The 25921-nt window shown below is 63.3% G+C and carries 23 protein-coding genes; 6 read left to right on the top strand and 17 right to left on the bottom strand.

Annotated features, from left to right (window positions below):
* Positions 1–168: 168 nt before the first annotated feature.
* The 7 genes from FJW08_RS10440 to FJW08_RS10410 form a co-directional block, all read right to left on the bottom strand.
* Positions 169–1116 carry a cation diffusion facilitator family transporter gene (locus FJW08_RS10440; protein WP_140810439.1) on the bottom strand — a complete coding sequence of 316 codons (948 nt, stop codon included), beginning with the start codon at positions 1114–1116 and terminating at the stop codon, positions 169–171.
* 5 nt (positions 1117–1121) lie between these two features.
* On the bottom strand, positions 1122–3311 hold the full coding sequence (locus FJW08_RS10435; RefSeq protein WP_140810438.1) for an anthranilate synthase: 2190 nt from the start codon (positions 3309–3311) through the stop codon (positions 1122–1124).
* A 220-nt stretch (positions 3312–3531) separates the two neighbouring features.
* On the bottom strand, positions 3532–4587 hold the full coding sequence (locus FJW08_RS10430; protein WP_140810437.1) for a succinylglutamate desuccinylase/aspartoacylase family protein: 1056 nt from the start codon (positions 4585–4587) through the stop codon (positions 3532–3534).
* Between the two features lie 176 nt (positions 4588–4763).
* The gene (locus FJW08_RS10425) at positions 4764–5942 is read right to left on the bottom strand and encodes an MFS transporter (protein ID WP_140810435.1); all 1179 of its coding nucleotides are present in this window, start codon (positions 5940–5942) and stop codon (positions 4764–4766) included.
* 172 nt (positions 5943–6114) lie between these two features.
* Positions 6115–7491 carry an FAD-containing oxidoreductase gene (locus tag FJW08_RS10420; RefSeq protein ID WP_140758520.1) on the bottom strand — a complete coding sequence of 459 codons (1377 nt, stop codon included), beginning with the start codon at positions 7489–7491 and terminating at the stop codon, positions 6115–6117.
* Positions 7488–7949, bottom strand: a complete 462-nt coding sequence (locus FJW08_RS10415; RefSeq protein ID WP_140810434.1) for a DUF4126 domain-containing protein — start codon at positions 7947–7949, stop codon at positions 7488–7490. Before FJW08_RS10415 ends, FJW08_RS10420 begins: the two co-directional genes overlap by 4 nt.
* A 114-nt stretch (positions 7950–8063) precedes the next feature.
* Positions 8064–8708 (bottom strand): glutathione S-transferase family protein, encoded by a 645-nt coding sequence (locus FJW08_RS10410; protein ID WP_140810433.1) that lies wholly within the window; start codon positions 8706–8708, stop codon positions 8064–8066.
* A 241-nt stretch (positions 8709–8949) separates the two neighbouring features.
* Between FJW08_RS10410 and FJW08_RS10405 the strand changes: the two genes are divergently transcribed.
* The gene (locus FJW08_RS10405; protein ID WP_140810432.1) at positions 8950–9507 is read left to right on the top strand and encodes a sugar O-acetyltransferase; all 558 of its coding nucleotides are present in this window, start codon (positions 8950–8952) and stop codon (positions 9505–9507) included.
* Here FJW08_RS10405 and FJW08_RS10400 read toward each other — a convergent pair.
* Positions 9494–10522, bottom strand: a complete 1029-nt coding sequence (locus FJW08_RS10400; protein ID WP_140810431.1) for a helix-turn-helix domain-containing protein — start codon at positions 10520–10522, stop codon at positions 9494–9496. The two genes, FJW08_RS10405 and FJW08_RS10400, sit on opposite strands and share 14 nt — an antisense overlap.
* A gap of 125 nt (positions 10523–10647) precedes the next feature.
* Between FJW08_RS10400 and FJW08_RS10395 the strand changes: the two genes are divergently transcribed.
* The gene (locus FJW08_RS10395; RefSeq protein ID WP_140810430.1) at positions 10648–11292 is read left to right on the top strand and encodes a cysteine hydrolase family protein; all 645 of its coding nucleotides are present in this window, start codon (positions 10648–10650) and stop codon (positions 11290–11292) included.
* Positions 11293–11359: 67 nt separating this feature from the next.
* Here FJW08_RS10395 and FJW08_RS10390 read toward each other — a convergent pair whose 3' ends face one another.
* The 9 genes from FJW08_RS10390 to FJW08_RS10350 all read right to left on the bottom strand — a co-directional run bounded on the left by FJW08_RS10390 (position 11360) and on the right by FJW08_RS10350 (position 22073).
* Positions 11360–13039 (bottom strand): formate--tetrahydrofolate ligase, encoded by a 1680-nt coding sequence (locus tag FJW08_RS10390; protein WP_140758514.1) that lies wholly within the window; start codon positions 13037–13039, stop codon positions 11360–11362.
* A gap of 312 nt (positions 13040–13351) precedes the next feature.
* Positions 13352–14470 carry a DUF2333 family protein gene (locus FJW08_RS10385; RefSeq protein WP_140810428.1) on the bottom strand — a complete coding sequence of 373 codons (1119 nt, stop codon included), beginning with the start codon at positions 14468–14470 and terminating at the stop codon, positions 13352–13354.
* A 103-nt stretch (positions 14471–14573) separates the two neighbouring features.
* Positions 14574–15872 carry a DUF6638 family protein gene (locus tag FJW08_RS10380; RefSeq protein ID WP_140810427.1) on the bottom strand — a complete coding sequence of 433 codons (1299 nt, stop codon included), beginning with the start codon at positions 15870–15872 and terminating at the stop codon, positions 14574–14576.
* A gap of 67 nt (positions 15873–15939) precedes the next feature.
* Positions 15940–16347, bottom strand: coding sequence for a DUF559 domain-containing protein (locus tag FJW08_RS10375; protein ID WP_140758511.1), 408 nt, complete (start codon positions 16345–16347; stop codon positions 15940–15942).
* A 69-nt stretch (positions 16348–16416) separates the two neighbouring features.
* Entirely contained in the window at positions 16417–18327 is a 1911-nt protein-coding gene (locus tag FJW08_RS10370) for an ATP-binding protein (RefSeq protein WP_140810426.1), read from the bottom strand.
* A 24-nt stretch (positions 18328–18351) separates the two neighbouring features.
* Positions 18352–19494, bottom strand: a complete 1143-nt coding sequence (locus FJW08_RS10365) for a hypothetical protein (RefSeq protein ID WP_140810425.1) — start codon at positions 19492–19494, stop codon at positions 18352–18354.
* Between the two features lie 40 nt (positions 19495–19534).
* Positions 19535–20623, bottom strand: coding sequence for a hypothetical protein (locus FJW08_RS10360; protein WP_140810424.1), 1089 nt, complete (start codon positions 20621–20623; stop codon positions 19535–19537).
* 319 nt (positions 20624–20942) lie between these two features.
* Positions 20943–21332, bottom strand: coding sequence for a cytochrome c family protein (locus FJW08_RS10355; protein WP_140810423.1), 390 nt, complete (start codon positions 21330–21332; stop codon positions 20943–20945).
* A 129-nt stretch (positions 21333–21461) separates the two neighbouring features.
* The gene (locus tag FJW08_RS10350; protein WP_140810421.1) at positions 21462–22073 is read right to left on the bottom strand and encodes a thymidine kinase; all 612 of its coding nucleotides are present in this window, start codon (positions 22071–22073) and stop codon (positions 21462–21464) included.
* Between the two features lie 403 nt (positions 22074–22476).
* On the opposite strand from FJW08_RS10350, the gene FJW08_RS10345 reads away from it, so the two are divergent.
* The 4 genes from FJW08_RS10345 to FJW08_RS10330 all read left to right on the top strand — a co-directional run bounded on the left by FJW08_RS10345 (position 22477) and on the right by FJW08_RS10330 (position 25915).
* On the top strand, positions 22477–23412 hold the full coding sequence (locus FJW08_RS10345) for a choline ABC transporter substrate-binding protein (RefSeq protein WP_140810420.1): 936 nt from the start codon (positions 22477–22479) through the stop codon (positions 23410–23412).
* A 134-nt stretch (positions 23413–23546) separates the two neighbouring features.
* On the top strand, positions 23547–24401 hold the full coding sequence (gene choW / locus FJW08_RS10340; RefSeq protein ID WP_140810419.1) for a choline ABC transporter permease subunit: 855 nt from the start codon (positions 23547–23549) through the stop codon (positions 24399–24401).
* On the top strand, positions 24398–25579 hold the full coding sequence (choV, locus tag FJW08_RS10335) for a choline ABC transporter ATP-binding protein (protein ID WP_027143396.1): 1182 nt from the start codon (positions 24398–24400) through the stop codon (positions 25577–25579). The genes choW and choV overlap by 4 nt, the downstream gene beginning before the upstream one ends.
* 45 nt (positions 25580–25624) lie before the next feature.
* The gene (locus FJW08_RS10330; protein ID WP_140810418.1) at positions 25625–25915 is read left to right on the top strand and encodes a hypothetical protein; all 291 of its coding nucleotides are present in this window, start codon (positions 25625–25627) and stop codon (positions 25913–25915) included.
* Positions 25916–25921: the final 6 nt, after the last annotated feature.

Below are 25921 nucleotides of genomic sequence, written 5' to 3'. Positions count from 1 at the left end.
GGTCTCCCTTGTTGAGATCTGCAACGACCTCATTCTGGCACATTGCGATGCCGTCGGGGGCCGTCCACCCCAACACGTACTTAAAGTACGCTCCGCTCCGGTTCTCGGAAGTCACCATTCTCGACTCGGCCTGACCTGAATCTCGACAGGCCTCAGGCCAGCGCAAAGCTAAGCAAACGGCACGGCGGTTGTGCCCTTCGGCAGCTTGGCCTCGTCGTCGGGCTCGACATGGATTGTCACGCGCACGGAGGGAATGTCGGCCTTCAGCGCGTCCTCGATGCGGTCGCAGATGACATGGCTGGCGCCGACCGACATGTCGGCATCGACGACCAGATGGAACTCGATGAAGGTGGCGCGGCCGGCGATGCGGGTCTTGAGGTCGTGCACCTCTATCGCGCCCTTGCAATTGGCCGAGATGATGTTGCGGATGCGCATGTGCTCCGCTGTGTCGACGGCCCGGTCCATCAGGCCGTTCATCGACGAGCCGATGACATGCCAGCCCTGCCACAGGATGTTGAGCGCGACGATGACGGCCAATGCCGGGTCGAGGATCCGCCAGCCGGTCAGGATCGCTCCGACCAGGCCGCCGAAGACGCCGATCGAGGTCACCACATCGGTCATGATGTGGTTGCCGTCGGCGACCAGCGCCGGCGATTTTTCGGCCCGGCCCGTGCGGATCAGCGTCCAGGCCCAGAAAGCATTGATGGCAGTGGCGATGCCGTTGATCGCAAGGCCTTCCCAGGGCTGTTCGAGCGGAGCCGGCGTCTGCCAGGAGCGCCAGACCTCGCTCAGGATCAGAAGGGCAGCGACGACGATCAGCACGCCTTCGAGCACCGCCGAGAAATACTCGGCCTTGTGATGGCCGAAGGGATGATCCTGGTCGGCCGGCTTGTAGCTGACCTGGATCGCCCAGAAGGCCGCCATCGACGCAATGACATTGACGATCGATTCCAGCGCGTCCGAATAGAGCGCGACGGATCCGGTCAGGTACCAGGCGGCGGCTTTCAGCGCGAGCACGACAAAGGCGACCACGATCGACCAAAAGGCAAGGTTGGCGACCTTGCGCTTCGCGGCGGCTTTCGCCGCGATCGCCATGGTGTTCTCGGCTTCGGCCATTACCGTCAGGCTGCCTTTTCCTTGGCCTTGCGCGGCAAATGCGCGACGATGTTTTCGATGATGCGCATGCCGGCATTGTGGCCGAGCGTCATGATCGATTCCGGGTGGAACTGCACCGCGGCGATCGGCTCCTTGCGGTGCTCGAAGGCCATGATGACGCCGTCCTCGGTCTCGGCGGTCACCAGGAAATCGTCCGGCAGGCGCACCGGATCGGCGAAGATCGAGTGGTAACGGCCGACGGTGACTTCCTTCGGCAGGCCGGAGAAGATGATGCCCGGCTTCGAGACGCGGATCCGCGACGGCTTGCCGTGCATGGGAATGTGCAACTGCCTGAGCTCGCCGCCATAGGCTTCGGCCAGTGCCTGCAGGCCGAGGCAGACGCCGAAGATCGGCAGGTCGCGGGCGCGCGCGCGTCTGATGGTCGCCGCGCAGTCGAAATCCTTGGGCGTGCCGGGTCCGGGCGACAGCACGACCAGGTCGGGCTTCAGCCGCTCGAAGACTTCCTCCGGCACCGGCGTGCGCACGGTCGAGACATTGGCGCCGGTCTGGCGGAAGTAGTTCGCCAGCGTATGCACGAAGCTGTCCTCATGGTCGACCAGCAGGATGTTGACGCCGTCGCCGACGCGCGCCGTGGTGCGCTCGGTGCTGGTCGAATTGCCCATCTTGGCGTCGCGGATCGCGGAGAGCATGGCGGATGCCTTCAGTTCGGTTTCGGCTTCTTCTTCCTCGGGAATGCTGTCGAAGAGCAATGTAGCGCCGGCGCGCACCTCGGCGATGCCGTCCTTGATGCGGATGGTGCGCAAGGTAAGCCCGGTGTTCATGTCGCCGTTGAAGTTGACCATGCCGATGGCGCCGCCATACCAGGCGCGCGGGCTCTTCTCGTTCTGCTCGATGAAGCGCATGGCCCACAGTTTCGGCGCGCCGGTGACGGTGACCGCCCAGGCATGCGACAGAAACGCGTCGAAAGCGTCCATGCCCTCGCGCAAACGGCCCTCGATGTGGTCGACGGTGTGGATCAGGCGTGAATACATCTCGATCTGGCGGCGGCCGATGACGCGCACCGAACCTGGATCGCAGACCCGCGACTTGTCGTTGCGGTCGACGTCCGAGCACATTGTGAGTTCGGATTCGTCCTTCTTGGAGTTGAGCAGCTTGATGATCTGCTCGGAGTCAGAAATGGCATCGTCGCCGCGCTTGATGGTGCCGGAGATCGGGCAGGTCTCGACGCGGCGGCCGTTGACGCGCACGAACATCTCCGGCGACGCGCCGATCAGATATTCGTTCTCGCCCAGATTGATGAAGAAGGAATAGGGCGACGGGTTGATGGACTTCAGCTTGCGCGAAATCTCGGATGGCTGCGTCTCGCAGCGTTCGTAGAACATCTGGCCGGGGACGACCTCGAACAGATCGCCGCGCTTGAAGCTGTCCATCGCCCGGCGCACCAGATTGGCGTATTCGCCCGGCTCATGGTCGCCGCGCGGCGGGATGCGGTCTGCGGTCTTGAACGGCTCGGCGACCTGGTCGCGCGGCAGGCCTTCGGTCGAAAAACCCTCGCCCGCATAATCGTAACGGTCAGTCCAGGCCTTGGCCGAATAGTGGTCGACGACCAGGATCTCGTCGGGCAGGAACAGCACCAGGTCGCGCTGGCTTTCCTTGCGAACGAGCGTGTGGTCGACGGGGTCGAACTGGAAGGCGAGGTCGTAGCCGAAGGCGCCATAAAGGCCGAGATTGGCGTCCTCGGCCGTCTTGAACAGAGCGGTGATGGCGCGCAGCACGGTGAAGACGGAGGGAACGCGGCTGCGCTCCTCCTCGGTGAAGACACGGCCGGGCTTGGCGACGTCGAGGCGGATCAGCTTTTTCGAGGTCTCGGCGATCGTGACCTCGGAGAGACCGCCGAGCGTCCTGCCGACGACAGGCAGCAGCGCCTCGCCACGGCCGTTCAGCGCCTCGATGCGCATGGCGCGGCCGCGTGCGGAGATGACCAGCGGCGGATCGATGATGGCCGTATCCCAGCGCGTATAGCGGCCGGGATATTCGTAATTGGAGGAAAACACCGCGCCCCGGCGCGAATTCAGGCCGTCGACATAAGCGTCGATCGCACCTTCATAGGGCCGGTCGTGGCGTTCGCGGGTGATGGTGATGCCACCCGCCGTCACGAAGCTTTCAGCGCCGTTGTCCAGAACCTTCAACGTCATTGCCGTCTCCATCAGCTACTTGGGCAACGGACCCGGGAATGGCTTTGAAAAACAAATGGCCGCCCGGACATTCCGTTGCGGCCACCCTCTATTTTCACGCGCACGCGTTCGAACAGGCCGCTGTCAGCAGGCCCACCACCAAATGGTCTTGGTCGAACGCATGTTCATGGCGATTCCCTTAGCGGCGATTGGGCGGCCGCGCAACTGGATTCGACGGAGTCTAATCCTCCAGCGTGCCCGACCTGGCATCGCTGCTCTTCCTGTCGCCGACCAGTTTCAACAGGTCTTCGCCGGCGCGGATGATGCGGCGCGAGCGGCGGGTCAGGATGATGCCATCCTGTGGTGCGAACACTTCGGTGCGGCCATCGGCTTCGCCCGGAGCGTGGACAATGGTGCAGAGACGAGCGCCTCGGGTGACGCGGTCGCCGGGCTTGACGTCGTAGAGGACCGCGCCGCCCCGTGGTGCCGGCATCATGTCGATGTTTTCCAGAGGTGCCGCGACACCCTTGAACGGGCCGGGTGCGGGCAGGGCGCTGTCGGATATCACGCCGCGCGCCGCCAGCAGCCGGTAGAGGCCTGCTGCGTCGGCCGAGGCAAGCGCGCCATCGACATCGAGGATGCCGCGATATTCGACCGTGGTGGCGACGCGCCTGTCGAACTTCGCCACGTCGGCGGCGGCGTTCTGGTAGGGCATGATCGAGGCGCCCTCGAAGGTGCCGTCGGTGTCCTCGCTCCACAGCACCACGGCATCAACGCCCATGGCGGCGGCGCAATCGGCCATTCCAGGCCACAGGCTGGTGTGGACGTAGAGATAGGCAAGGCCCTCGTCGTCGCAATGCAGATCGAGCACGATGTCATGGCCGAGCGAGAGCTGCACCAGCCGCGACTTCAGCCGCTGGTCGGCGCCGCCAAAAGTGGCGTCCGGCAGAAGTCTGGTGTCGGGCGCGGCCAGCAACGGAAAGCCGCGGTTGAAGTTGGTGCGGGTGCCCAGATGAAAGCGGCCCTGGTGCTCGCCGAAATGATATTGCGCTCGACCGATCGGGTTGGCCCAGGGCACGATGGTGATGTTGCCCCTGATGCGACCTTCGGCCTCGGCCTTGTTCAGCATCGGCATCAATGCATCGATGGCGACGACGCCAGGCAATTCGCCGGCATGGAGTGCCGCCTGCAGGTAGGCAGAAGGCGCTGCCTTGTCGGCACCGGCGAAGCGGAACACCGGGAATTCGTAGGAAACGCCTTCGCTATCCCCGGCGATGCGTTCGATCGATTTCTGCATGACGTCCTCCTTCAAGACCGAGACGACATGCCCATTGGAGGGTGCCGATGTCGATTGGTCCAGCCCGCCGCGCCATGGGCGCAATAACAGTCTTTTGCCTTGCTGCAAGTCGTTGTCCCAAAACCGCTGCGCAGCCTCGGGTCAAGCCCGTGGGCATGCTTTTGGGCGACAGGCAGCTACTCGGCGGCAGGCTGGAGAGCGGCGATGGGCGCGCGCCGGTCCAGCGCCTGCGACAGCACCGCTACAGTAACCGCAATCAGGGCGAGCACCGCGCCGACCAGCGGCAAATTGGCATAGGAAATGCCTGATGACAGCGCCACGCCGCCGATCCAGGCGCCGCCGGCATTACCGACATTGAAGGCGCCCTGGTTCAGCGTGGCGGCAAGATTGGGTCCTTCGGAAGCCGCCTCGACGACACGGATTTGCAGCGGCGGCACGACGACGAAGATGAGCAGGCCCCATAGGAAGACGATGCCGATGGCAACGCTGGCGATCGCGCCGAACTGCATGAAGCCGACGAACAGCAGGGCCATCAGCAGCAAGGTGGCGATCACCGTCGGCATCAGTTTCCAGTCGGCCAGCCTGCCGCCGATGATGTTGCCGATGGTCATGCCGGCGCCGAACAGCAAAAGCACCCAGGTGACCGCCGCGGTCGACAGGCCCGACACGTCGGTGAGGTAGGGTTTGATATAGGTGAAAACGGCGAACAGGCTGGCCGAGGTCAGCGCCGCGATCAGCATCGCCAGCCATACCTGCAGCTTGCCGAGCACGCGGACTTCGGCGCGCAGACCGCCGCCGCTCGGCTCCGTCACATCGGACGGCACCAGCCAGGCAATGGCCGCGACCGAGATCAGGCCGATGCCGACCACGGCCAGGAAGGTGGCCCGCCAGCCGAAGGCTTCGCCGAGTGCCGTGCCGGCGGGAACGCCGAGGATGTTGGCGAGCGTCAGGCCGGCGAACATCAGCGCGATGGCGCTGGCGCGCTTGTTGCGCGGCACCAGGCTTGCGGCGACGACCGAGCCGATGCCGAAAAAGGCGCCGTGGCCGAAAGCGGTGAAGACGCGCGCGGCCATCAGCAGCCAGTAATTGGGCGCGATGGCGCAGAAGAGATTGCCGACGACGAACAGGGCTGCAAGCCCGACCAGCACGGGCTTGCGCGGCAGATGCGCGGTGGCCATGGCAACGATGGGCGCACCGAAGACGACGCCCAGCGCATAGCCGGTGACCAGCAAGCCGGCGGCGGGGATCGTCACGCCGAGATCGGCCGCGACCTCCGGCAGCAGGCCCATGATGACGAATTCGGTGGTGCCGATGCAGAAGGACGCAATGGCAAGCGCAAGGATCGGCAAAGGCATGGAAGGTCCAGACTGAATCGGTTCAATCTGGAGACTGCGCGAGGATCGCTGCTGGGCGCAACAGACATTGCCGCAATGCAGCAATGCAGAAAGCGTGGAGCGCATTGGAAACGAGCGCCGGGGCGTCCGTAGGGCGGCTCGGCGATTCTACCAACGCCGAACCACTCCTGTCTCAGGCCAGCGGCTTCACTTCCTGGGCTATCGTCGGCAGCAGCTCAGAAACCGTCGGATGGATGTGCATCGCGCGCGCCAGCGTGTCGACCGGCGCCTTGGCGTACATCAGGTCGAGCACGCAATGCACTGCCTCGTCGCCGCCGGGGCCGAGCACCGAGCAGCCGAGGATTTCCCTGCTGTCGGCATCGACGAGGATCTTCATGAAACCCTGCGTCTCGCCCTTTTCGACGGCGCGGCCGACGCGGGTCATCGGTCGCTGGCCGACCAGGGCGCGACGTCCGGATTTCCTCACCGCGGCCTCGGTCATGCCGCAACGGCCGAGTGGCGGGTCGATGTAGAGCGCGTAGGCCTCGATGCGGTCGCTGACCTTGCGCGGATCATTGTCGAGCAGATTGGCGGCGACGATCTCATAGTCGTTGTAGGAGGTGTGGGTGAAGGCGCCCTTGCCGTTGCAGTCGCCCATCGCCCAGATGCCTGGCACGCTTGTGCGCAACTGGTCGTCGACGACAATCGCGCCGCGTCCGTCGACCTCGACGCCCGCCTTGTCGAGACCGAGATCATCGGTGTTGAGCGTTCGGCCCAGCGCCAGCAGCACATGCGATCCGATCGCGGGCGGCTTGCCGACGGAGAAGGTCACGGCAATATCCCCACCGTGTTTGGCGAAGCCGATGTTGTCGGCGCCGACATGGACCGCGATGCCTTCGTTTTCGAGGATCGACAGGATGGCGGCCGAGACGTCCTCGTCCTCACGGCCGGTCAGGCGCGGGCCCTTTTCGATGACGGTGACTTCCGAGCCGAAGCGGCGGAACATCTGCGCGAATTCGAGCGAGACGTAGCTGCCGCCGACGACGACGAGGTGGCGCGGCAAAACGTCGAGATCCATCATCGAGGAATTGGTCAGATAGTCGATGTCGCGGATGCCGGGCAGATCCGGCACCGAGGCGCGGCCGCCCGTATTGAGGAAGATCTTTTCGGCGGTCAAAAGGTCGTCGCCGACGCGCACCGTATTGGCGGATACGAAGCGTGCATGGCCGCGATAGAGCGTGCAGCCTTTCATACCGGCGATCCATGTCTCCAGATTGCCACGGGCGTCGTTGGTAACCTTGTCCTTGCGCGCTTTGATCCGGGGATAATCGACCCCCACGGGGCCTGGGAGCGTCACGCCATAGTCGGCGGCGCGCCGCGCCAGATGCGCGGCATAGGCGCTGGCGACCATGGCCTTGGTCGGCATGCAGCCGGTGTTGACGCAGGTGCCGCCGACCAGCTTGCGCTCGATCAGCGCCACGCTCATGCCCGCGGCCGTCAGGCGGCCCGCCAAGGGCGGCCCTGCCTGACCAGCGCCGATGATGATGGCGTCGAAGGTTTTCGCAGTCATGCCGTCGCCGCCACGATCAGCAGGCCGCCGACGATCGCCACCGCGTCCTCGATGAAGGCAGCGGGCGGGTCCGTGCCGAAAGCTGCCGCCAGCCGGCTGCGCGCTTCGGCACCACCCAACGTGCCGATGACCGCGCCGATGGCGCCGGCGATCAGGCAGACGATGGTGGCGCCGCCGGCCGCGCCGAGCACCGCGCCAGAGAACGCGCCGAGCAGGATGCGGCCGCCGAACTGCCGCGGCACTTTGCGGCTTGGCGTCGACGGCAACTGGTCGGTGACGAGTTCGACGATGGCCAGGATGGTGAAGATGCCGACAGCCACCCAATGGCTCATGAAGCTCGCCCAGGTGCCGGCAACCGGCAGCCAGCCGAGATAGGCGCCCCAGGCGACGGCGGCAGGTGCCGTCATGGCGCGCAGGCCGGCAATGACGCCGATCAGAAGTGCAAGAATGTAGAGCACGGTCGGCCCCCCTCGATCCCGGGCCGGAACAGCCCTAGACGGCAGGCTACCATAGGCCGGATATTTGGCTAGGCGCGCAGACTCACAAGCGCAGCCACAGTGGATTGAGGCGGGTCACTTGGCTGGAGCGTTGACCGCAAATTGCGCCGCGAAAGCCCTGATATAAGCGGGCCGAGCTTCCCCGCGCGCCACATAGGCGGCCAGGTTTTGGTATTCGTCCAGAATGCCTGACATCCTCAGTCGCAGCAGCACCGACACCATCAATAGATCGCCGGCGCTGAACGCACCATCGAGCCAGTCGGCGACACCCAGGTGAGCCGAGAGACTGTCCAGCCGGGCGCGAACACGGTCCTTTACCAGCGGCAAGCGCGCCTCGCTCCAGGGCTTGTCAGCTTCGAATATCCTTGCCGTGGTCAATTCGAGGATCGGCGGCTCGACGGTGTTCAGTGCGGCAAACATCCACGTGATCGCGCGGGCGCGGGCATTGCGACCCTTCGGCAGCAGGCCCGCATGCTGCTCGGCAAGATGAAAGACGATCGAGCCGGTCTCGAACAGCGAGAGAGAACCGTCCTCATAGGTGGGGATCTGCCCGAAGGGGTGGATGGCCAGATGTTCGGGCGCTTTCATCCCCGCGAAGGAAACAAAACGAACCTCATAGGGCTGCCCCACCTCTTCGAGCGCCCAGCGAACGCGGGTATCGCGCGCCAGCCCCTTGCCGCCATCGGGCGATCGTTCAAATGCCGTGATGGTGATGGTCATCGGTCGTTTCCCTTCTTGGGCGGATTTCTTCGGCTTCGTATCGAGGACGAATGAGTTACCCGGAAATCGACAGCGGTCTTGAATTATTTCGTTGCCGGGCGCGGATCGCGAATGCCCGCTTGCGATCAAGGGTCGTGACGGCACAGTGACCAATTCCGTAAAGCCGCGTATCCTGGTCTATAGGTTCACGTCAGTCCTTGCCTCGGCGCTGTTCGCAATGATGTCAAACGGAGGCACTGCCATGGTTCAGAGCGAACGTGCGAAGATGGCGGCCGGCGAATGGTATAGGTGCCTGGATGACGATCTTGGCGCGTTGCGCGGCTTGGCCGCGGATGCCGTGTTCGAACACAATACGCTCCCGCCCCGTCAACGCGGGAACCTCGGGCCAGCCCTGCGGACACTGCTGGGCGGCGTGGGCGAGGGGGTCCGCATCGAGGCGCCGTTTCATTGTGCCTACGGTTTCAATCTCTTCCTCGGCGACGGCGTCTTTCTCAATGCCGGCTGTACCATTCTCGACACCGCGCCGGTGCGCATCGGCAAAGGGACGCTGCTTGGCCCCAATGTGCAGATTTATTGCGCCGAACACCACAAGGAGCCGGCAGGGCGGCAGGCGGGACTGGAGATCGCCAGGCCGGCCACGATCGGTGACAATGCCTGGATCGGCGGCGGCGCGATCATCCTTGGCGGTGTCAGCATCGGCGAAGGCGCCATCGTCGGCGCCGGGACCGTGGTGACGCGCGACGTGGCGGCGAACACGACCGTGGTCGGCAATCCGGCGCGTGTGGTCAGTCGGGGCTGAGCGCGCTTGCTTGCCCAATCGATGCAGCCGGGAGGTGTGGCAGGCGCTCGCCGACATCGGCCCGCCTGGAAAATTCACGCCGATATTGCGCCGGCGACGTTTTCAGTCTCGCGGAGAAGTGCTGGCGCAAAGACGTGGCGCTGCCGAAGCCGGCTTCGAAGGCCACGACATCCATCGATTTCTCGGTCGCTTCCAGCAACCGCTGCGCCAGTTCGACCCGCTGGCTGGTCAGCCAGTCGCCAAAACTGGTGCCAATCGATTTCTGGAAGCGGCGGGTGAAGGTGCGCCGTGTCAGGCCGGCGGCTTCGGCGACGCTGTCGAGGCTGTGCGTTTCGCCAAGCGCCGCGCGAACCGCGTCGAGCGCCTCGGTGAAGCGGTCGGCATTGGCGCTTTTTGCCACCGGGCGCTCGATGAACTGCGCCTGTCCGCCCTGCCGGTGCGGGGAGAGGACGACGTGCCGGGCGAGCCGCAGTGCCGCCTCCGCGCCATAGCGGGCGCGCACGATGTGTAGGCAGCAGTCCAGCCCGGCGGCGACGCCGGCGGAGGTGACGATGTCGCCATCATCGACATAGAGCACGTCCGCGTCGACTGAAATGTCGGGATGAAGGGCCTGCAACTGGTCGGTATAGGCCCAATGCGTGGTCGCCCTCCGTCCAGAGAGCAGGCCGGCGGCGGCCAGGGCAAAGGTGCCGAGACACAGGCCCACGATCAGCGCGCCGCGCCGATGGGCGCGACCGAGCGCTTGCTCGAGCGGTTTGGCAAGAGGTGCTTCGAGGTCCTTCCAACTGGGGATGATGACGATATCGGCGTCTTCGAGCGCGGCAAGCCCGTGCGGGACCAGGATGCTCAGCCCGGCATCGGTCCGGATCAGACCTTCCTCGATCCCGCAGACGCGGAAGTCGAAGCGTGGCAGGCCGAGGTTGGTGCGGTCCGCGCCGAACACCAGGCAAGGCACGGAGAGATGGAACGGGCTGATGCCGTCGAAGGCGAGGACGGCGATGATGGGAGCGGTCATGGGGCGTTTCCAGTGTGGATGTGGATTGTCCCAATTCTTTCGGACGATGTCAATCGGGCCACTGTTGGCGCCTAAGCCACCACGTTATTTTCGGCCCATCGCATTCAAGCCTGAAAGGAAACATCATGTCCGACCCAGCCAACACCGCGCCACGCCGCGCGCTCGTCGTCATCGACGTCCAGAACGACTATGACGGTGGCAATTTGGCCATCCAGCATCCGCCGTTCCGCGACAGCGTCGTCAACGTGGCGCGCGCCATGGACGCAGCCGCCGCTGCCGGCATCAAGGTGGTGGTCGTCAAGCAGATGGCGCCCGAGACCTCGCCGATCTTCGCCAAGGGCAGCCATGGCGGCGAACTGCATCCGGAGATCGCCAAGCGCGGCCGAGACCATTATGTCGAGAAGAATTTGCCGAGCGCCTTCACCGGCACCGACCTCGAGGCCTGGCTGCGCGCCAACGGCGTCGATACGATCGCGGTCGTCGGTTACATGACGCACAATTGCGACCTGTCGACCATCATCCACGCCATGCATATGGGTTTTGCCGTCGAGGTCCTGTCCGACGCGACCGGTTCGGTGCCCTACGCCAACAGCGCCGGCTACGCCTCGGCCGAGGAGATCCATCGCGTGGTGAGCATCATACTGCAGTCGCGCTTCGCCGCGGTGCTCAAGACCGCCGAATGGATCGGGTGCCTGAGGTCGGGCGCACTGCCGGAACGCGACACCATCCATGCATCCAACCAGCGGGCACTGGCGCGCAGCGCCGCGTAGGACGATCCGCAAACAGAAAGGGCGCCGCGGCGATGCGGCGCCCTTTCTTGATTGTTGGGACAAAAGATCAGAACAGGCCTTCGATCTGGCCGGCCTCGTTGAGGAAGATCTTCTCCGACGAGGGCTTGCTTGGCAGGCCAGGCATGGTCATGACCTCGCCGCAGATGATGACGACAAAGCCTGCGCCGGCCGAAAGCCTGACCTCGCGCACCGGCACGGTGTGGCCGGTCGGCGCGCCGCGCAGGTTCGGGTCGGTCGAGAAGGAATACTGCGTCTTGGCCATGCAGACCGGCAGATTGCCGTAGCCGGCCTGCTCCCAGGCGTGCAACTGGTCGCGCACCGACTTGTCGGCGATCGCTTCGGAGCCGCGATAGATGCGCTGGACGATGGTGTTGATCTTCTCGAACAACGGCATGGCGTCGGGATAGAGCGGCGCGAACTGCGAGGCGCCGGATTCGGCCAGCGCCACCACCTTGTTGGCGAGCTCCTCGATGCCCGCCGAGCCATTGGCCCAGTGCTTGCACAGGATAGCCTCTTCGCCCATCGAGGCGACATAGTCCTTCATCGCCTGGATCTCGGCGTCGGTGTCGGAATAGAAGTGGTTGATGGCAACCACCGCCGGCACGCCGAACTGGCGGATGTTCTCGATGTGGCGTCCGAGATTGGCGCAGCCCTTCTTCACCGCCTCGACGTTTTCCTTGCCGAGGTCTTCCTTCTTGACGCCGCCATTCATCTTCATGGCGCGCACGGTGGCGACGATGACGGCTGCCGCCGGCTTCAGGCCCGCCTTGCGGCACTTGATGTCGAAGAATTTCTCGGCACCCAGGTCAGCGCCAAAGCCGGCTTCGGTGACGACATAGTCGGCGAGCTTCAGCGCTGTGGTCGTGGCGACGACCGAGTTGCAGCCATGCGCGATGTTGGCGAACGGGCCGCCGTGCACGAAGGCCGGGTTGTTCTCCAGCGTCTGCACCAGGTTGGGCTGCATGGCGTCCTTCAAAAGCACGGCCATGGCGCCATCGGCCTTGAGGTCGCGGGCAAAGACCGGTGTCTTATCGCGGCGATAGGCGACGATGATGTCGCCGAGGCGCTTTTCCAGGTCCTTCAGGTCGGTAGACAGGCACAGGATCGCCATCACTTCCGAGGCGACGGTGATGTCGAAGCCGGCTTCGCGCGGAAAACCGTTGGCGACGCCGCCGAGCGAGCTGATGATTTCGCGCAACGCCCGGTCGTTCATGTCCATGACGCGGCGCCACACGACGCGGCGGGTGTCGATGCCGAGCTCATTGCCCCAGTAGATGTGGTTGTCGATCAGCGCCGACAGAAGGTTGTGCGCGGTGGTGATGGCGTGGAAGTCGCCGGTGAAGTGGAGGTTCATGTCCTCCATCGGCACCACCTGTGCATAACCGCCGCCGGCGGCACCGCCCTTGACGCCGAAATTCGGGCCGAGCGAAGCCTCGCGGATGCAGACGATCGCCTTCTTGCCGATGCGGTTCAGGCCGTCGCCGAGGCCGACGGTGGTGGTGGTCTTGCCTTCGCCGGCCGGGGTCGGGTTGATGGCGGTGACGAGGATCAGCTTGCCGTCCTTGTTGCCCTTCACCGACTTGATGAACTCGGCCGAGATCTTGGCCTTGTCGTGGCCGTAGGGCAGCAGATGTTCGGTCGGGATGCCGATCTTCTGGCCGATCTCCTGGATCTGCTTTTTCCTGGCGCCACGCGCGATCTCGATGTCGGACTTCACTTCGGCCATGACGGCGTTCCTCTGGATTGGACGGTGGAGGGGACGGGGTTGATCTTACTCGCAAGAAGGCTGGAGCGGACGCGCGGGGCATCTAACCCTGTCGCTGCGGCGGCGTCAACTTTCATGCAACTATGTTTCCTATAGAGAAAATTCCTCTGCGGCGGCCCGACCTATTCCCGGTTCTTTATGGCTCCGCTTGCCGCGCCGTATAGAAGCCAGAGCAGGGACGCTTCCGCCGTCTCAAAACAGCCGCACAATGCACGGAATGCGACAGATGCGACGGCGCAAATTCGCCATCGCATGCGTTGCCACTGAACAGCGCTACTGCGTCAGCACGTTGCTGATTTCGACCATGTTGGAGCGCACCCGCAGGATGTAGAAGCCCATCGTCGTCAGATGGGTCGGCAGCAGCCAGCCGTCCTCGCGACCGTTGGCGATGATGAAGGGCTGGATACGCAGGGCCGAGACGAATTGTGCGTCCATCGTGTCCCACAGGCTCTGCAGGTGCTTTTCCTTGATGACGTCCTCGAAGTCGGCCTGGGCGCCCTTCATCAGGCCGTAATAGCCATAGAGCTGGCCGTAGGCGAACCAGTAGCGGTCGTCGGCACGGAAATCGAACCAGCCATTGTTGTGGTTCTCGGCGCGCTCCTTGAGGATGGCCGAGGTCGAACCGATGTCACTGGCGATGCGGTCGATATATTGCTTAAGATTGTCCGCGCGCGCATCGAAAGTCGCCTGGCAGGTGGCGAGGCGAGCGTTGAAAGAACGCAGATTGCTCATCGCGCGCCGATACATGCTGGGCGTGGTCGCGGTCATGCCGTTGCGGCTGATATACCAGATGGACTCGTCGTACTGCAGCTGACCACGAGCATCCTGGAGATTGGTATCGATCTGCGAGGTGGTGCGCACACGGCCGAGGTTGTCTGCAAGCTCGGTGGCTGTGCGTCGCACCGCCTGATTGATGCCGCGCTGGAACGAAGCCTTGTTGTCCATCCATGGCGTGTTGTCCCAGTCGATGCCGAACAGGCCGAGCTTGTAGAGGACCATCGATGACACCCAGGCATTCTGGTTGACGTTGAAGTCGATCAGGTCGGCCGCCACCTGGGCGATGCCGGAATTGCCGCAGGTCTTTGCCGTGTCGGTGCCGGCGCCGGCGGCGACCTGCTCACCGGCGGAAACGTTGCGCTTCTCGAAAGTATAGGTATCCGGGTAGTTCGGGTTGAACTTGTTCCACCACTGGGTGGCGTAGAAGAAGTTGGCGTAGAGGCCGATGAGCACCAGGACGGCAAGGCCGACTATCGCCTTGAGGATCCAGCCGCGCTGCCCGTACCACCGGCCGGCCCACATGAAGGGCCACAGGATCACGCCGATCACAAGGCCGATGCCGCGGCCGATCCACTGGAAAATCCGGGTGAAGAAATTCACGATCGGATCGAGCATGGCTGTATCACCCCCTCAACATGATGCCAAAAAGTTGCGGACTTTTTGGATAACATCATGCACCAAAACAACAAGTTAGAACGGAATGGCGGTTCATTTCGTTCTAGTCGGTCAGGCCGTAGAGGCGTGTGCGAAACGCCACCTTGTCCTTCAAATATGTGGTTTTCAGAACGTCCACAACATGCGATCGCCAGGCGTCGCTGAAGCCGTCATAGTCCTTGTAGAAGCCGTCCTTGTTGAAGATGTAGCGCGAGACGAAGTCCGACGGCACGAAATCGGAGATCAGCCGGTTGGTCAGCCAGGCGTCGGGATGGTCGGGCCTGGCGCGGACCACCAGAAAGCGCTGCTGCGGGATGACATCGTCGATCTTGAGGTGGCCGAGCTGGGCGATCTCGCGCTTGGCGGCATTGAGGAACGGGAAATTCCCGTCCGAGGTGATCAGGTCGGCGTGGCTCTGGATCCAGGTCTGCAGCCAGACCTTGTCGACATCTGTCAAATTGCGGTCCGGCTCGGCGTCGCGGATCAGCGCGCGCACCACCATTTCGGCACGGTGCTCGAGATAGCCAGAGGTCTCGATCCAGGAGGCGCGCGGGAGTTCGATGCGGCCGGTGGCGGCCAGGAATTTAAACACCTTGTCGGCGTCCTTGATGGAGAGATAGCTCACCTGCCAGGGCCGCGAGCGGCGGAAGCCGGGGGCGGCCGGATCGCTGATCACCGTCGTCATGTCGGGATCGACGAAGACGTAGAGCCCGCCGAAATGGCTGGTCCAGTAGGCGTTGTGACGGAAGATCACTTGGTCCGGCACCAGCGCGTTCTCGCGGATATCGCCGCAGACCTTGGCGAGCTCGACCATGCGGGTCAGCATGGCATTGTCGCGCCAGGCGTCGGGCTCCTGCTTCAGCCGGTCGACGAGCTTGCCGAGTTCGGCGGCCTTGCCCAGCACGTCCTCCGCCGACAGCACCTTGAACTCGACCTGGTTGATCGACAGCAGATCCTCGATGTCGTTGACCTTGGGAACGGAATCCTCGATCTCGCCGTAGATGACGTCCTTGATGGTCAGCGCGTCGATGGCGCGCTGGTTCCTGGACATGAACTCGAACATCAACTGCGAGGTGTTGGAGAAGGCGGTGTGCACCACCGGCAGGTCAATCTGCGAGGGTGTCAGGATGATAAAACGGCGGTTGACCTCATTGGGATCGAGATAGTCATAGTCGCCGCACTCCTCGGCCACTTCGGGGGAGAAGCCGGTGCGGTCGATCTGGAAGCTCTTCAGCTTGGTGGGCTCGAGGCCGAAAGCGGCCAGCGCCTTGTTGTAGCGCTGGATGAGATGCGCCTCGTCGACGGTGAGCAAACGACGGTAGATGAGTTCGTTGTCGCGAAGGAGGTCGGGTTTTTTGCTCATCTTGCCTTCTCCCCGTTCACGGGGAGAAGGTGCCCGAAGGGCGGATGAGGGGCGGCGCAAACGCTCATCATCTTGTCTCCGAGATCGAGGGCAGAAACGTCACGTCGGTGCCAATCATCTTCTTGTGCAGCCGACCATCGAGTGCCGCAACGATCGTATCCAGTACGCTCCTACGGCCGGTCAAAACATCAGTGTGCCAAACCCTTAATACCGACCAACCATTCCTGTTCATCGTCTCATCCCTGTATCGATCAGAGGATCGATTTGCATGCTGGCTTCCATCGACTTCCACAACGAGGTTGGCTTCGCGGCAGGCGAAGTCGGCAAAATATGGACCGATCGGCAGTTGGCGAATGAATTTGTGGCCGTTCAATCTTCGCCCACGCAGTTCATGCCACAGTTTTTCCTCGGCATCGTTGTCGACTTTTCGAAGCTCGCGGGCTCTTGCCACCTTGGGCTCGTTTCCACCACGCATGGCGCTGCCCCTCATCCGCCCTTCGGGCACCTTCTCCCCGTGAACGGGGAGAAGGAAGAAGAGCGCCCCTCACGCATTCCACAGACCCTTCTTCTTCATCTCCTCCATCTCACGCGCGGCGCGTTCGCGCAGCCTTGCGTCACGCAGCAGCTTTTCGACCGCGGCGTCGTCGGACTTGTCGGAATAGCGGAACTCGGAATCGGCGTAACGGTTGATCTCCTGCATGACCATGTCCATCGAGAACGGGCCGCGCAGTTCCTCGATCATCGCTTTCTTGTCGTCGTAGCCCTTGTGCATGAAGGCTTCCGGCTTTTCGAACCAGTCGTCGGGCAGCTCGATGTCCATGGCGCGCATCTTGATGGCGTCGGTGACGTTCTTGATGGCGCGGCCGGTGAAACGCGGTTCGGCGTCCTTGATCAGGTGCAGGTAGGTGCCGATGTCGGCCATGGTCCTGGGCGCGCCATTTTCCTTCATGTAGCGCTCATAGACCCGCATCAGCCCGTCCTCCTGCGGTTTTTCATGCGCCTCATAGGCTTCGGTCACGGCGCGCTGGATTTCCTGCGCGGCGTATAGCTCGTGCTTGCCCAGGGGGATCTCATGGTTCTTGCCGGCGAGCAGCACGAAAATGTCGATATAGTCGTCGCGCGTCTGCGGCCCGTCGACCAGCCAGCGGGCGCCGGCGCGCTGGCGCAGCGCGTCGTCGACGTTTTCGGGATAGTTGGAAAACATGCCGAACGAGCAATTGCCGCGCACCACGGTGGCGGCACCGGCGAAGGCATCCATCAGCACGCCGGTGATCTCCTGTTGGCCGGCCGAGGCGCGGTCGTCCGAGCGTCTAGCGGCCACTTGGTCGATGTCGTCGATGGTGCCGAAGCCGATGACGCGCGGGTTCAAGACATTGTTGATGAACTGGCGGCAGCTCTGGCCCGACTTGCCCTGGTAGGAGGAAATCTGGTCGACGCCGAAATTCTCATAGGCGAAGGGATAGCCGGCGACCTGGCAATAGCCGTTGACGAGACCGGCGATCATCTGGATCAGTGTCGTCTTGCCGGTGCCGGGCGCGCCGTCGCCGATGAAGGTGAACAGGAAGCCGCCGAGTTCCACGAATGGGTTCAGCTCACGCTCGAAATCATAGGCCATCAGCATCTTGGCGAGCTTGACCGACTGGTATTTGGCTATGTGGTTGCCGACGACCTCTTCCGGCGTCTTGAAGGTCATCACCAGCGGCTTGGAGCGCTTGCCCGGCGCGACGTCGAAGCCGTCGAGGGTGAAGTCGTCGGCGTCGATGCGGATATGGGCGTTCTCGAACGGGCCGATGCCGTCGAAACGGCCTTTTCGCGCTAGAAGGCCGTCGATGGCGACGCGGGCGAAGGCGCGCGCACGAGTCATCAGATCGGTATCGTCCGTCGAGCCCGATATCGCCTTGTCGAGGCCGGCCAGGATCGATTTCACCGCATCCTGGGGTGTGTCGAAGAGGAAGTCCGGCTCGGGGATGTCGTTCGGCGCCTCGCCGTCGCTGTCGATGAGTTGGAACAGATAGGAGGCAAGGCTGAAGGCCGAGATATAGGCCGAGGCCGACAGGAGCTTCTTGAAAGTCGCGGCGTCATCGCCTTCGAGCGGCGCGCGCGCATTCCGCGCTTGCAGGCTTTCGAGGTCGGAGCCCTCGGCGAATATGTCGGATATGGCAAGCGCAATGGCCGCGCCGCGCCGGGCGCGGAAAAGCAGCGTGTGTTGCGGGATGGAGAGCAACTGGTCGTCGGGATGGACCGCGGCAACCGTCTTCGACAGCTCGACTTCGCGCGTGCGGCGCACCGAGCCGACCGAGACGGTGGAGACGAAGCGCCGGTTGGTGCCGGCAAGCGCCGTGCCGGATTCGCGCGAGGGATCCTGCAGCACCACGATACGGGTGATGAAGCTCTGCGCGGTGGCACGGTGCTTTTCGATAGCCGCTTCCGGGATGGTGGTCAGGCCAGTGTCCATGAAGGGTGCTCCGTGGTGTGGCGGTCAGACATCCGATATCACCTGCCCATTCGACAGGATGTGAACCTTGTAGCCGGCAAAGATCTTTTGCGCTTCCCCGGCTGCGTAGAGCGCCTGGTAGGCTTCGTGCGGGATCAGCGCGTGGTTTTCGTAGCTCGACACGCCCTGGCGCGCGGCCTCGAGATCATCGGTGTTGATGAAGAATTCCTCGGACGACGGTTCGCTCGACCACAGGCCCTTGCGGCCTGGCTTCTCCCCTTTCGAGTAAACCTCCTGAATGGTCCAGGTCAGCAGCCAGGCATTGTCGGGCTTGCGCACCTTGGCCAGCACCTCGGCGACGACGGAATTGTTTTCGGTGACGCCGGCCGAGTAGAAAGGACCGAGCACCACGCGCCTCAGCTGCTTTGGATGCAGGTCGGGGAAATCCTTGTCGAGGTTGACGGCAATCGTTGCCGGCGACAGCGTATAGGCCGAGTTCTTCTCGGTGAAATCATCGAAGCGGTGGGCCAGCTCCGGATTGAGCAGTCCGTCGACAGGCAAGGGAACATCGACCTTGTCGTTGAGCTTGTCCTTGTCGACGAGCTGGCTGACCATGCTTGCCGAGGAATCCTCCACCGTCACCATGTAGACCAGCGGCAGGTTGGCGCTGCCGTCGAAGGTCGCCCAGTGGACCAGATAGTAGGGCCGCGCCGTCTTCGGATTGACCGACACCTTGGCAGTCTGCGCCAGCGTGAACGGACCGAAGGTCTGCTCGCTCTTGACGTCCTCGAGATAGAGCCGCTCGGCCATCGATTTCTGCAGCGCCTCGGGAAACTGCTTGTGGCGCAGGATGAAGTCGGCCATCTCCTCGCGCAGTTCGCCGGCCTGGGGAATGTTGGCGAGCCGGCTGTCTGCCTGGCGGCGGTCGTTTTCCAGTTCGAGCAAGTTCTGGAACACCGGGTAGCCGCTGTCGGCGCGCGAAATGCGGAACGTGTCCATGAAGCCCAGCCGGTTGCGCCAGCAGGAGAAGGACTTGTCGAGTCGGGCGATGTATTCGGCAACGATCTTGGCGACGATGCCGTGTCGGTAAAGCGGCGAGCGGTCGTCGCGCATGAACACTTCAAGGCCGCCGAGCGCGGCCGTGATTGCCGAGAAATACCGTGCCGCCGCGTCGTTTTCGGGGGTCATGCTTTCAGCTCTGCTATTGTCGCACCGGTGCGCGCGGCAATTACGACTGCACGTAGTTGGCCGAATTGTGCTTCTTCAGCACCTCGTCGAAGCGGCGGGCGAAGGCGTCGTCGGCGAGCTTCTTGCGGCGCTGGATGTCGGCGCTGGCCACCATGTTCTTCTCGTGCATCTCCAAGAGGTCGCCGATGTGCTTTTGCGAGGCGGCGCCGATGCCGGCCATGGTTTCCTCGGCCGTGTTGTCGACCTGGCTGCCCAGCGTGTTGATCTTGTGGGCGACGTCCTGCTGCGCGGCGGTCTTCAAGGAATCTTCCAAAGCCTTGTAAAGCACGATACGCTGTTCGGTATCGATGGTCAGCTTGTTGATCAGCGTCGACTGCGCCGCGATCTGGTTGTTGAGCGAATCGACGAAGGTCTGGAACATCGAGGTGTAGCGCTCGAGCGTCTGGCTTTCGGCCAGCAGCTCCTGCTCCTTGGCCTGCTTTTCATTGTATTCGGTGGCAAGCTTGGAGCGCTCGCCCTCGAGCTGCGTGCGGTCCTTCTGGCTGGTCGAGGCGGCGATCCTGTTTTCGATGTCGAGCAGCATCGGATTGAGCTCCTCGATGCGCTTCTGCACGGTTTCGAGGTTCGTCATGGTGGTCTTGCGGCGTTCGATAACCTGCGACAGGCTGGCCTCGGAGGTCTTGTAGCGCTGGTCGAGAACTTCCCTCTGCGCCTTCAATATGCCGACGATGGTGTCGGACTTGGCCAGCAGTTCCTGCAGGTTGCCGGCGAGCGACATGTTGCGCACACGGTCGGTGCGCATGCGCTGCTTGCGCTGCGGCGAAAAGACGCCGACGAAGTTCTCCCAGCCGGTGTAGTTCTTCATGCTCTCGAACTCGGCGCCGAAGACATTCGTGGCGTCCTCGAGCCCGATGATCAGGTCGGCGATATTGCCTTCCATCACCTTCTGCTGCTTCAGCACATCCTCGATGCGGGCGTTCTCGATGTCGAAATTGGCGTCGCCGATCTTCTTGTCGACGGTTGCGAGCGTGTCGAGCACGGTGCCGGACTGCTCGATCTTGGTGCGCATGTCCTGGACGACCTGCCTGGTCCTGGCAATTTCGGCATCGAAATTCTGCAATGTCGCCATAGGGCCCTCCCGCTTCGGCTTCCGCTCGCTGGTTGCGAACAGCGGCGAATATATGTGGGGTACCAGGGGATTGAAAGACGTGAAGACAGTGCGCGTCGCGAAAACAAATATCCGGCCGAACCCTTGAAAGGCAATGGAGCCGTGGTCATGGCGCGATCAATTGGCCGGCCAAGCCTGGTTCAACTGATTTTGAACTTTCATGCCGGCAAAGCAATCAGTCGACGCCGAGGCGGATGGCTCCGAAAACTCGACAACAACTGATCCTTGCCGCCCCACAGGCGGGCGCAAGCCGGTCCGCCGCACTCCGGACGGCGTCTGCTCAGGGCTTGGGATCGGCCTTCAGATACGCAATGACATTGGCGATGTCGTCGTCATTGCCCAGGCCGCTGAAGGCCATCCTGTTGCCCGGCACTTTCAGCTTGGGCGATCTGAGGTATTCGGCAAGATTTGCCTGGTCCCAGACGAGACCGGCAGCACCCGCGCTCTTCATGGCATCCGAATAATGGCCGAGGAAGCTTTCGGCGGTTCCCGCGGTGCGGCCGATGACGCCCATCAGATGCGGGCCGACCTTGTCGCGGTCCGTCGCCGCCTCATGGCAGGCCATGCACCGGTTGAAAACATGTTTGCCCAGCACAGGATCGCCACCGGCCCGGGCGGCAACGGAAGTAGCAAGCAAAACAAGGCTGGCGGACAAGACGGCTCGAAGCATGGCTGACCCCGGAGAGTTCTGGCTGAGGGTGGGAAAATAGGGCGCCGACCTTAACAAAGGCAACATGGAATGGCGCGACTGCAAAAGGTGGCAGCCGGCTGCTCCGCCGACGTTCAGCGGGCCTTCGTTTCAACCGCCGACAAAGCCGATGAAGTCGTCGGCTGTCGCGCGGCCCATCTCCTCTTCCCAGTGGCGGCGGCAGAGCGAGACATAGACGTCCTTGCCGATCGCCACCTGTTCGCCCTGGCGGGCCACCTTGCCGTCGGGACCGAGGCGCACGACCATCGTCGCCTTGCGGCCGCAGCGGCAGATGGTGCGCACTTCGCGCAGATCGTCGGCGATCGCCAGCAGCGCGCGCGAGCCGGGAAACAGCTTGCCCTGGAAATCGGTGCGCAGGCCGTAGCACATGACAGGGATGTTCAGCCGGTCGGCGATGCGAGCAAGCTGCCAGACCTGTTCTTCCTCCAGGAATTGCGCCTCGTCGACGAAAATGCAATGCACCGCCGTGTGCTGGTGACGCTCGGCGACGCGGGCGAACAGGTCGTCGCCGTCGCGAAACATCTCGGCTTCGGTCTCCAGCCCGATGCGCGACGAAATCAGGCCGGTGTCGCCTTTGCGGTAATGGCCGGCGACGAACAGCATCGTCGTCATGCCGCGCTCGCGGTAATTGTACGATGCCTGCAACAGCATGGTCGTCTTGCCGGCGTTCATCGTCGCGTAGTGGAAGTAAAGCTTGGCCATGCCGCCCTTTAAGGTCTGTTCATATTCAGGTGAGGCCGGCCTGCAAAAGGCGGTTCCTGCGCTTCCGGTGCTCGCGTACTCAAAGTACGCTCCGCTCCGGTTCTCGGTGCCCAGCATTTTCGGCACGGCCTGACCTGAATCTAAACTGACCTTAAGCCGACTTGCCGCCGCGCGGGGAGGGGCCGCCGCCGCATTCCCCTGAAAAAGCCGCCGTTGCCGAGGCGGATTGCGCTTGGTTTTGGCACGGAAAGCGTCAGCGGTGTCGCTGATTGGCCAGCCTGCGCCGTTGATCGTGATTGTCTTAGTGCTTGAAACCACTCCAGAATGGTGTTTGGCTGACGAAACAAGGCGGACACAAGACCGTAACTTCGCTTCGCCAAAGAATCGAAATGGGAGAATACAGATGTCGCGTATGAATTCCTTCGTCGCCGGCCTAGGCTTGGCGGCTTTCCTGTCTACGAGTGCCGCCTTCGCCGGCGATCCGGCAAGCTGCAAGGCGGTGCGTCTTTCCGATGTCGGCTGGACCGACATCCAGGCCACCACCGGGCTGGCCTCCGTGCTGCTCACAGCGCTCGGCTACGAGCCGCAGGTGATCCAGCTGTCGGTTCCGGTGACCTATGCGTCGCTGAAGAACAAGGACCTCGACGTTTTCCTCGGCAACTGGATGCCGTCGATGACCAATGACATCAAGGATTACACGGCCGACGGTTCGGTCGAGACCGTCAGCCAGAACCTGGCCGGCGCCGGTTACGGCATCGTCGTGCCGACCTATGTGGCGGATGCCGGCGTCAAGTCGCTTACCGACCTCGGCAAGTTCAAGGACAAGTTCAACGGCAAGATCTACGGCATCGAGGCCGGCAATGACGGCAATCGCATCATCCTCGACATGATCAAGAACCCGAAGGACAATCTCGACGGGTTCGAACTGGTCGAATCCTCGGAGGCCGGCATGCTGACGCAGGCCGAGCAGTCGATGAAGAACAATGAGTGGATCGCCTTCCTGGGCTGGACGCCGCATCCGGTGATGGGCGCCATGAAGATCACCTATCTCGACGGCATGGGCGATAGCGGTTTCGGCGCGGCCACCGTCTCGACCAATGTGCGCAAGGGCTACATGACCGAGTGCCCGAACGCCGGCAAGTTCATCGCCAACCTGAAGTTCAATCTGGATATGGAAGGCCAGATGATGGACGCCATCCTGAAGGGCAGCGATGCCAATAAGGTGGCAACCGACTGGCTGAAGAAAAATCCGGACGCGGTCAAGCCCTGGATCGCCGGCGTGACCACCTTCGACGGCGGCGACGCGGCGGCGGCGGTCAAGACCGCGCTAGGGAGCTGAGCCGACTTTGATTTCGGCGTGACCGAAATAGAAGGGCAGCCGCTGGAAAAGGCTGCCCTTTTCCATATCCTGTGACAAGATGACGTTGCGACAATACGGGGCCGAAGGCAGAGCTCTGGCAAACGAGGGGTGAGATGGATCCGATTTCCAAATTCATGATCGATCACAAGATCCCGATCGGCGCCTGGGGAAAGGCGTTCTTCGGCTTTCTCACCGACAATTTCGACACCGTCTTCAGGGCTTTTTCGAACGGCCTCAATTTCCTCCTCGACGGGCTGGTCAATATCCTGCTGATGGTGCCGCCGGTGCTGCTCGCCCTGGTGGTCGCCGTGATCGCCTGGCTGCTGCAGCGTTCGCGGCCGCTCGCCATCGGCGTCTTCCTCGGCCTGATCTTCATCATCAACCAGAATCTCTGGAAACAGACCGTGCAGACGCTGGTGCTGGTTGTCGCGGCCGCCGCGGCGGCGATGGCCATCGGCGTGCCGCTCGGCATCTGGGCCGCGCACAAGCCGAAGGTCTACCGCATCATGCTGCCGGTGCTCGACCTGATGCAGACGTTGCCGACCTTCGTCTACCTGATCCCGGTGCTGACGCTGTTCGGCCTCGGCAACGCGCCCGGCCTGATCGTCACCATCATCTTCGTCATCCCGACCGCGGTCCGGCTGACCCATCTCGGCGTCGTCTCGGTGCCGAAGTCGATCATCGAGGCCGGCGAGGCCTTCGGCGCCACCAAGAGCCAGCTGTTGTGGAAGGTCGAGCTGCCCTCGGCGCTGCCCACCATCATGGCGGGCCTGACGCAGTCGATCATGCTGTCGCTGTCGATGGTGGTGTTCGCCGCGCTGATCGGCGCCGGCGGGCTCGGCACGGAAATCAACCGGGCGCTCGGTTCGCGCCGCATCGACCTTGGCCTTGAGGCCGGTCTCGCCATCGTCGTGCTCGCCATCGTGCTCGACCGGATGACCCGCATTGGCGTTGGAGGCAAGAAATGACCGTCGCCGTCGATTTCAGGAATGTCGATATCGTCTTCGGCGCCGACCAGGCGGGTTCGCTGGCGATGATCGACAAGGGCGCGACCCGGGCCGAAATCCTCGAGAAGACCGGCAATGTGCTGGGTTGCGCCGGAGCCAGCCTGACCGTGCATGAAGGCGAGATTTCCGTCCTCATGGGCCTGTCGGGTTCGGGCAAGTCGACGTTGCTTCGGGCGGTCAACCGGCTCAACGTCGTGTCGCGCGGCCAGGTGCTGGTCAAGGACGGCGACCGCACGGTCGATGTCGTCACCTGCGACGAGCCGACCTTGCGGCGGCTGCGGCAGAAGCAGGTGGCGATGGTGTTCCAGCAGTTCGGCCTTTTGCCATGGCGCACGGTGGAGGAGAATGTCGGCCTCGGCCTCGAACTCGCCGGCGTGCCGGATGCCGAGCGCAAGGAGCGGGTGCACCGCCAGCTCAAGCTGGTCAACCTCGACCAATGGTCGAACAAATACGCGCATGAGCTCTCGGGCGGCATGCAGCAGCGCGTCGGCCTGGCGCGTGCCTTCGCCACCGAGGCGCCTATCCTGTTGATGGACGAGCCGTTCTCGGCCCTCGACCCGCTGATCCGCACAAAGCTGCAGGACGAGCTTCTGCAACTGCAGGCGGAGCTGAAGAAAACCATCATCTTCGTCAGCCACGATCTCGAGGAGGCGCTGAAGATCGGCAGCCACATCACCATCATGGAGGGCGGCCGCATCGTCCAGACCGGCGCGCCGGAAGACATCGTGCTGCGGCCCGCCAACGACTATGTCCGCGACTTCATCGCCAATGTGAACCCGCTGTCGGTGCTGACCGCCTGGAACGTGATGCGCGACCGTCGCGACCTTGAGCATGGCGACAATGGCTGGGTGTGGCTCGACCGGCGCAAGACGACGCGTTTCAAGATCGACGAACACGGGCTGGTGGCGGCGGCCGAGCGCGACGGCAAGCCGGCGGTGTGGGTGTCCTGCGCGGATGTCGAGGGCCAGCCGGAGGAGTTGGCGCAGGTGTTCTGGGCCAATCCCGGCACCTCGCTGAAGACCGTGATGCTGGCCATGCACCGCTCGCAGACCGCACCCGTGGCGCTGTTCGACGACCAGTCGCGCTTCGTCGGCGCAATCGGTATTCGTGATGTGCTGAGTGCGGTGCTGCGGCGGTAGCCGGCGACGTCAAACGGGGGCTTTCGGGTCGCATCGGGAGGCGCCTTGAAACGGATCTTGAACTGGCTGTCGACGGCGCGCGCGGCGCAAGCGGCGCTCGGGTTGCTGATCGTGATCGCGATCCGGTCGATCCTGGAGTTCTTCCATGTCGGAGGCGCAAGCGGCGGACCGGTCGGCGATGGACAGCTCTTCTATGTCGAAGGGGCACTTGCCGCGTCGATCGCGGCTCTGGCCGTTCTCGTTCTGCATGCGTTCGGGCGGCACCGCTGGGCGACAATGCTCACGGCGGCGGTCATCGTCACGCTGCTGGCTTGGAAGATCACCGCGACAAGTTGACGTTTG

Origin of the sequence: Mesorhizobium sp. B3-2-1, from assembly GCF_006439515.1 — a bacterium.
Classification (GTDB): Bacteria; Pseudomonadota; Alphaproteobacteria; order Rhizobiales; family Rhizobiaceae; genus Mesorhizobium.
The sequence above is the reverse complement of the archived record's forward strand: the minus strand, read 5'-3'. Positions and strand labels throughout refer to the sequence as shown.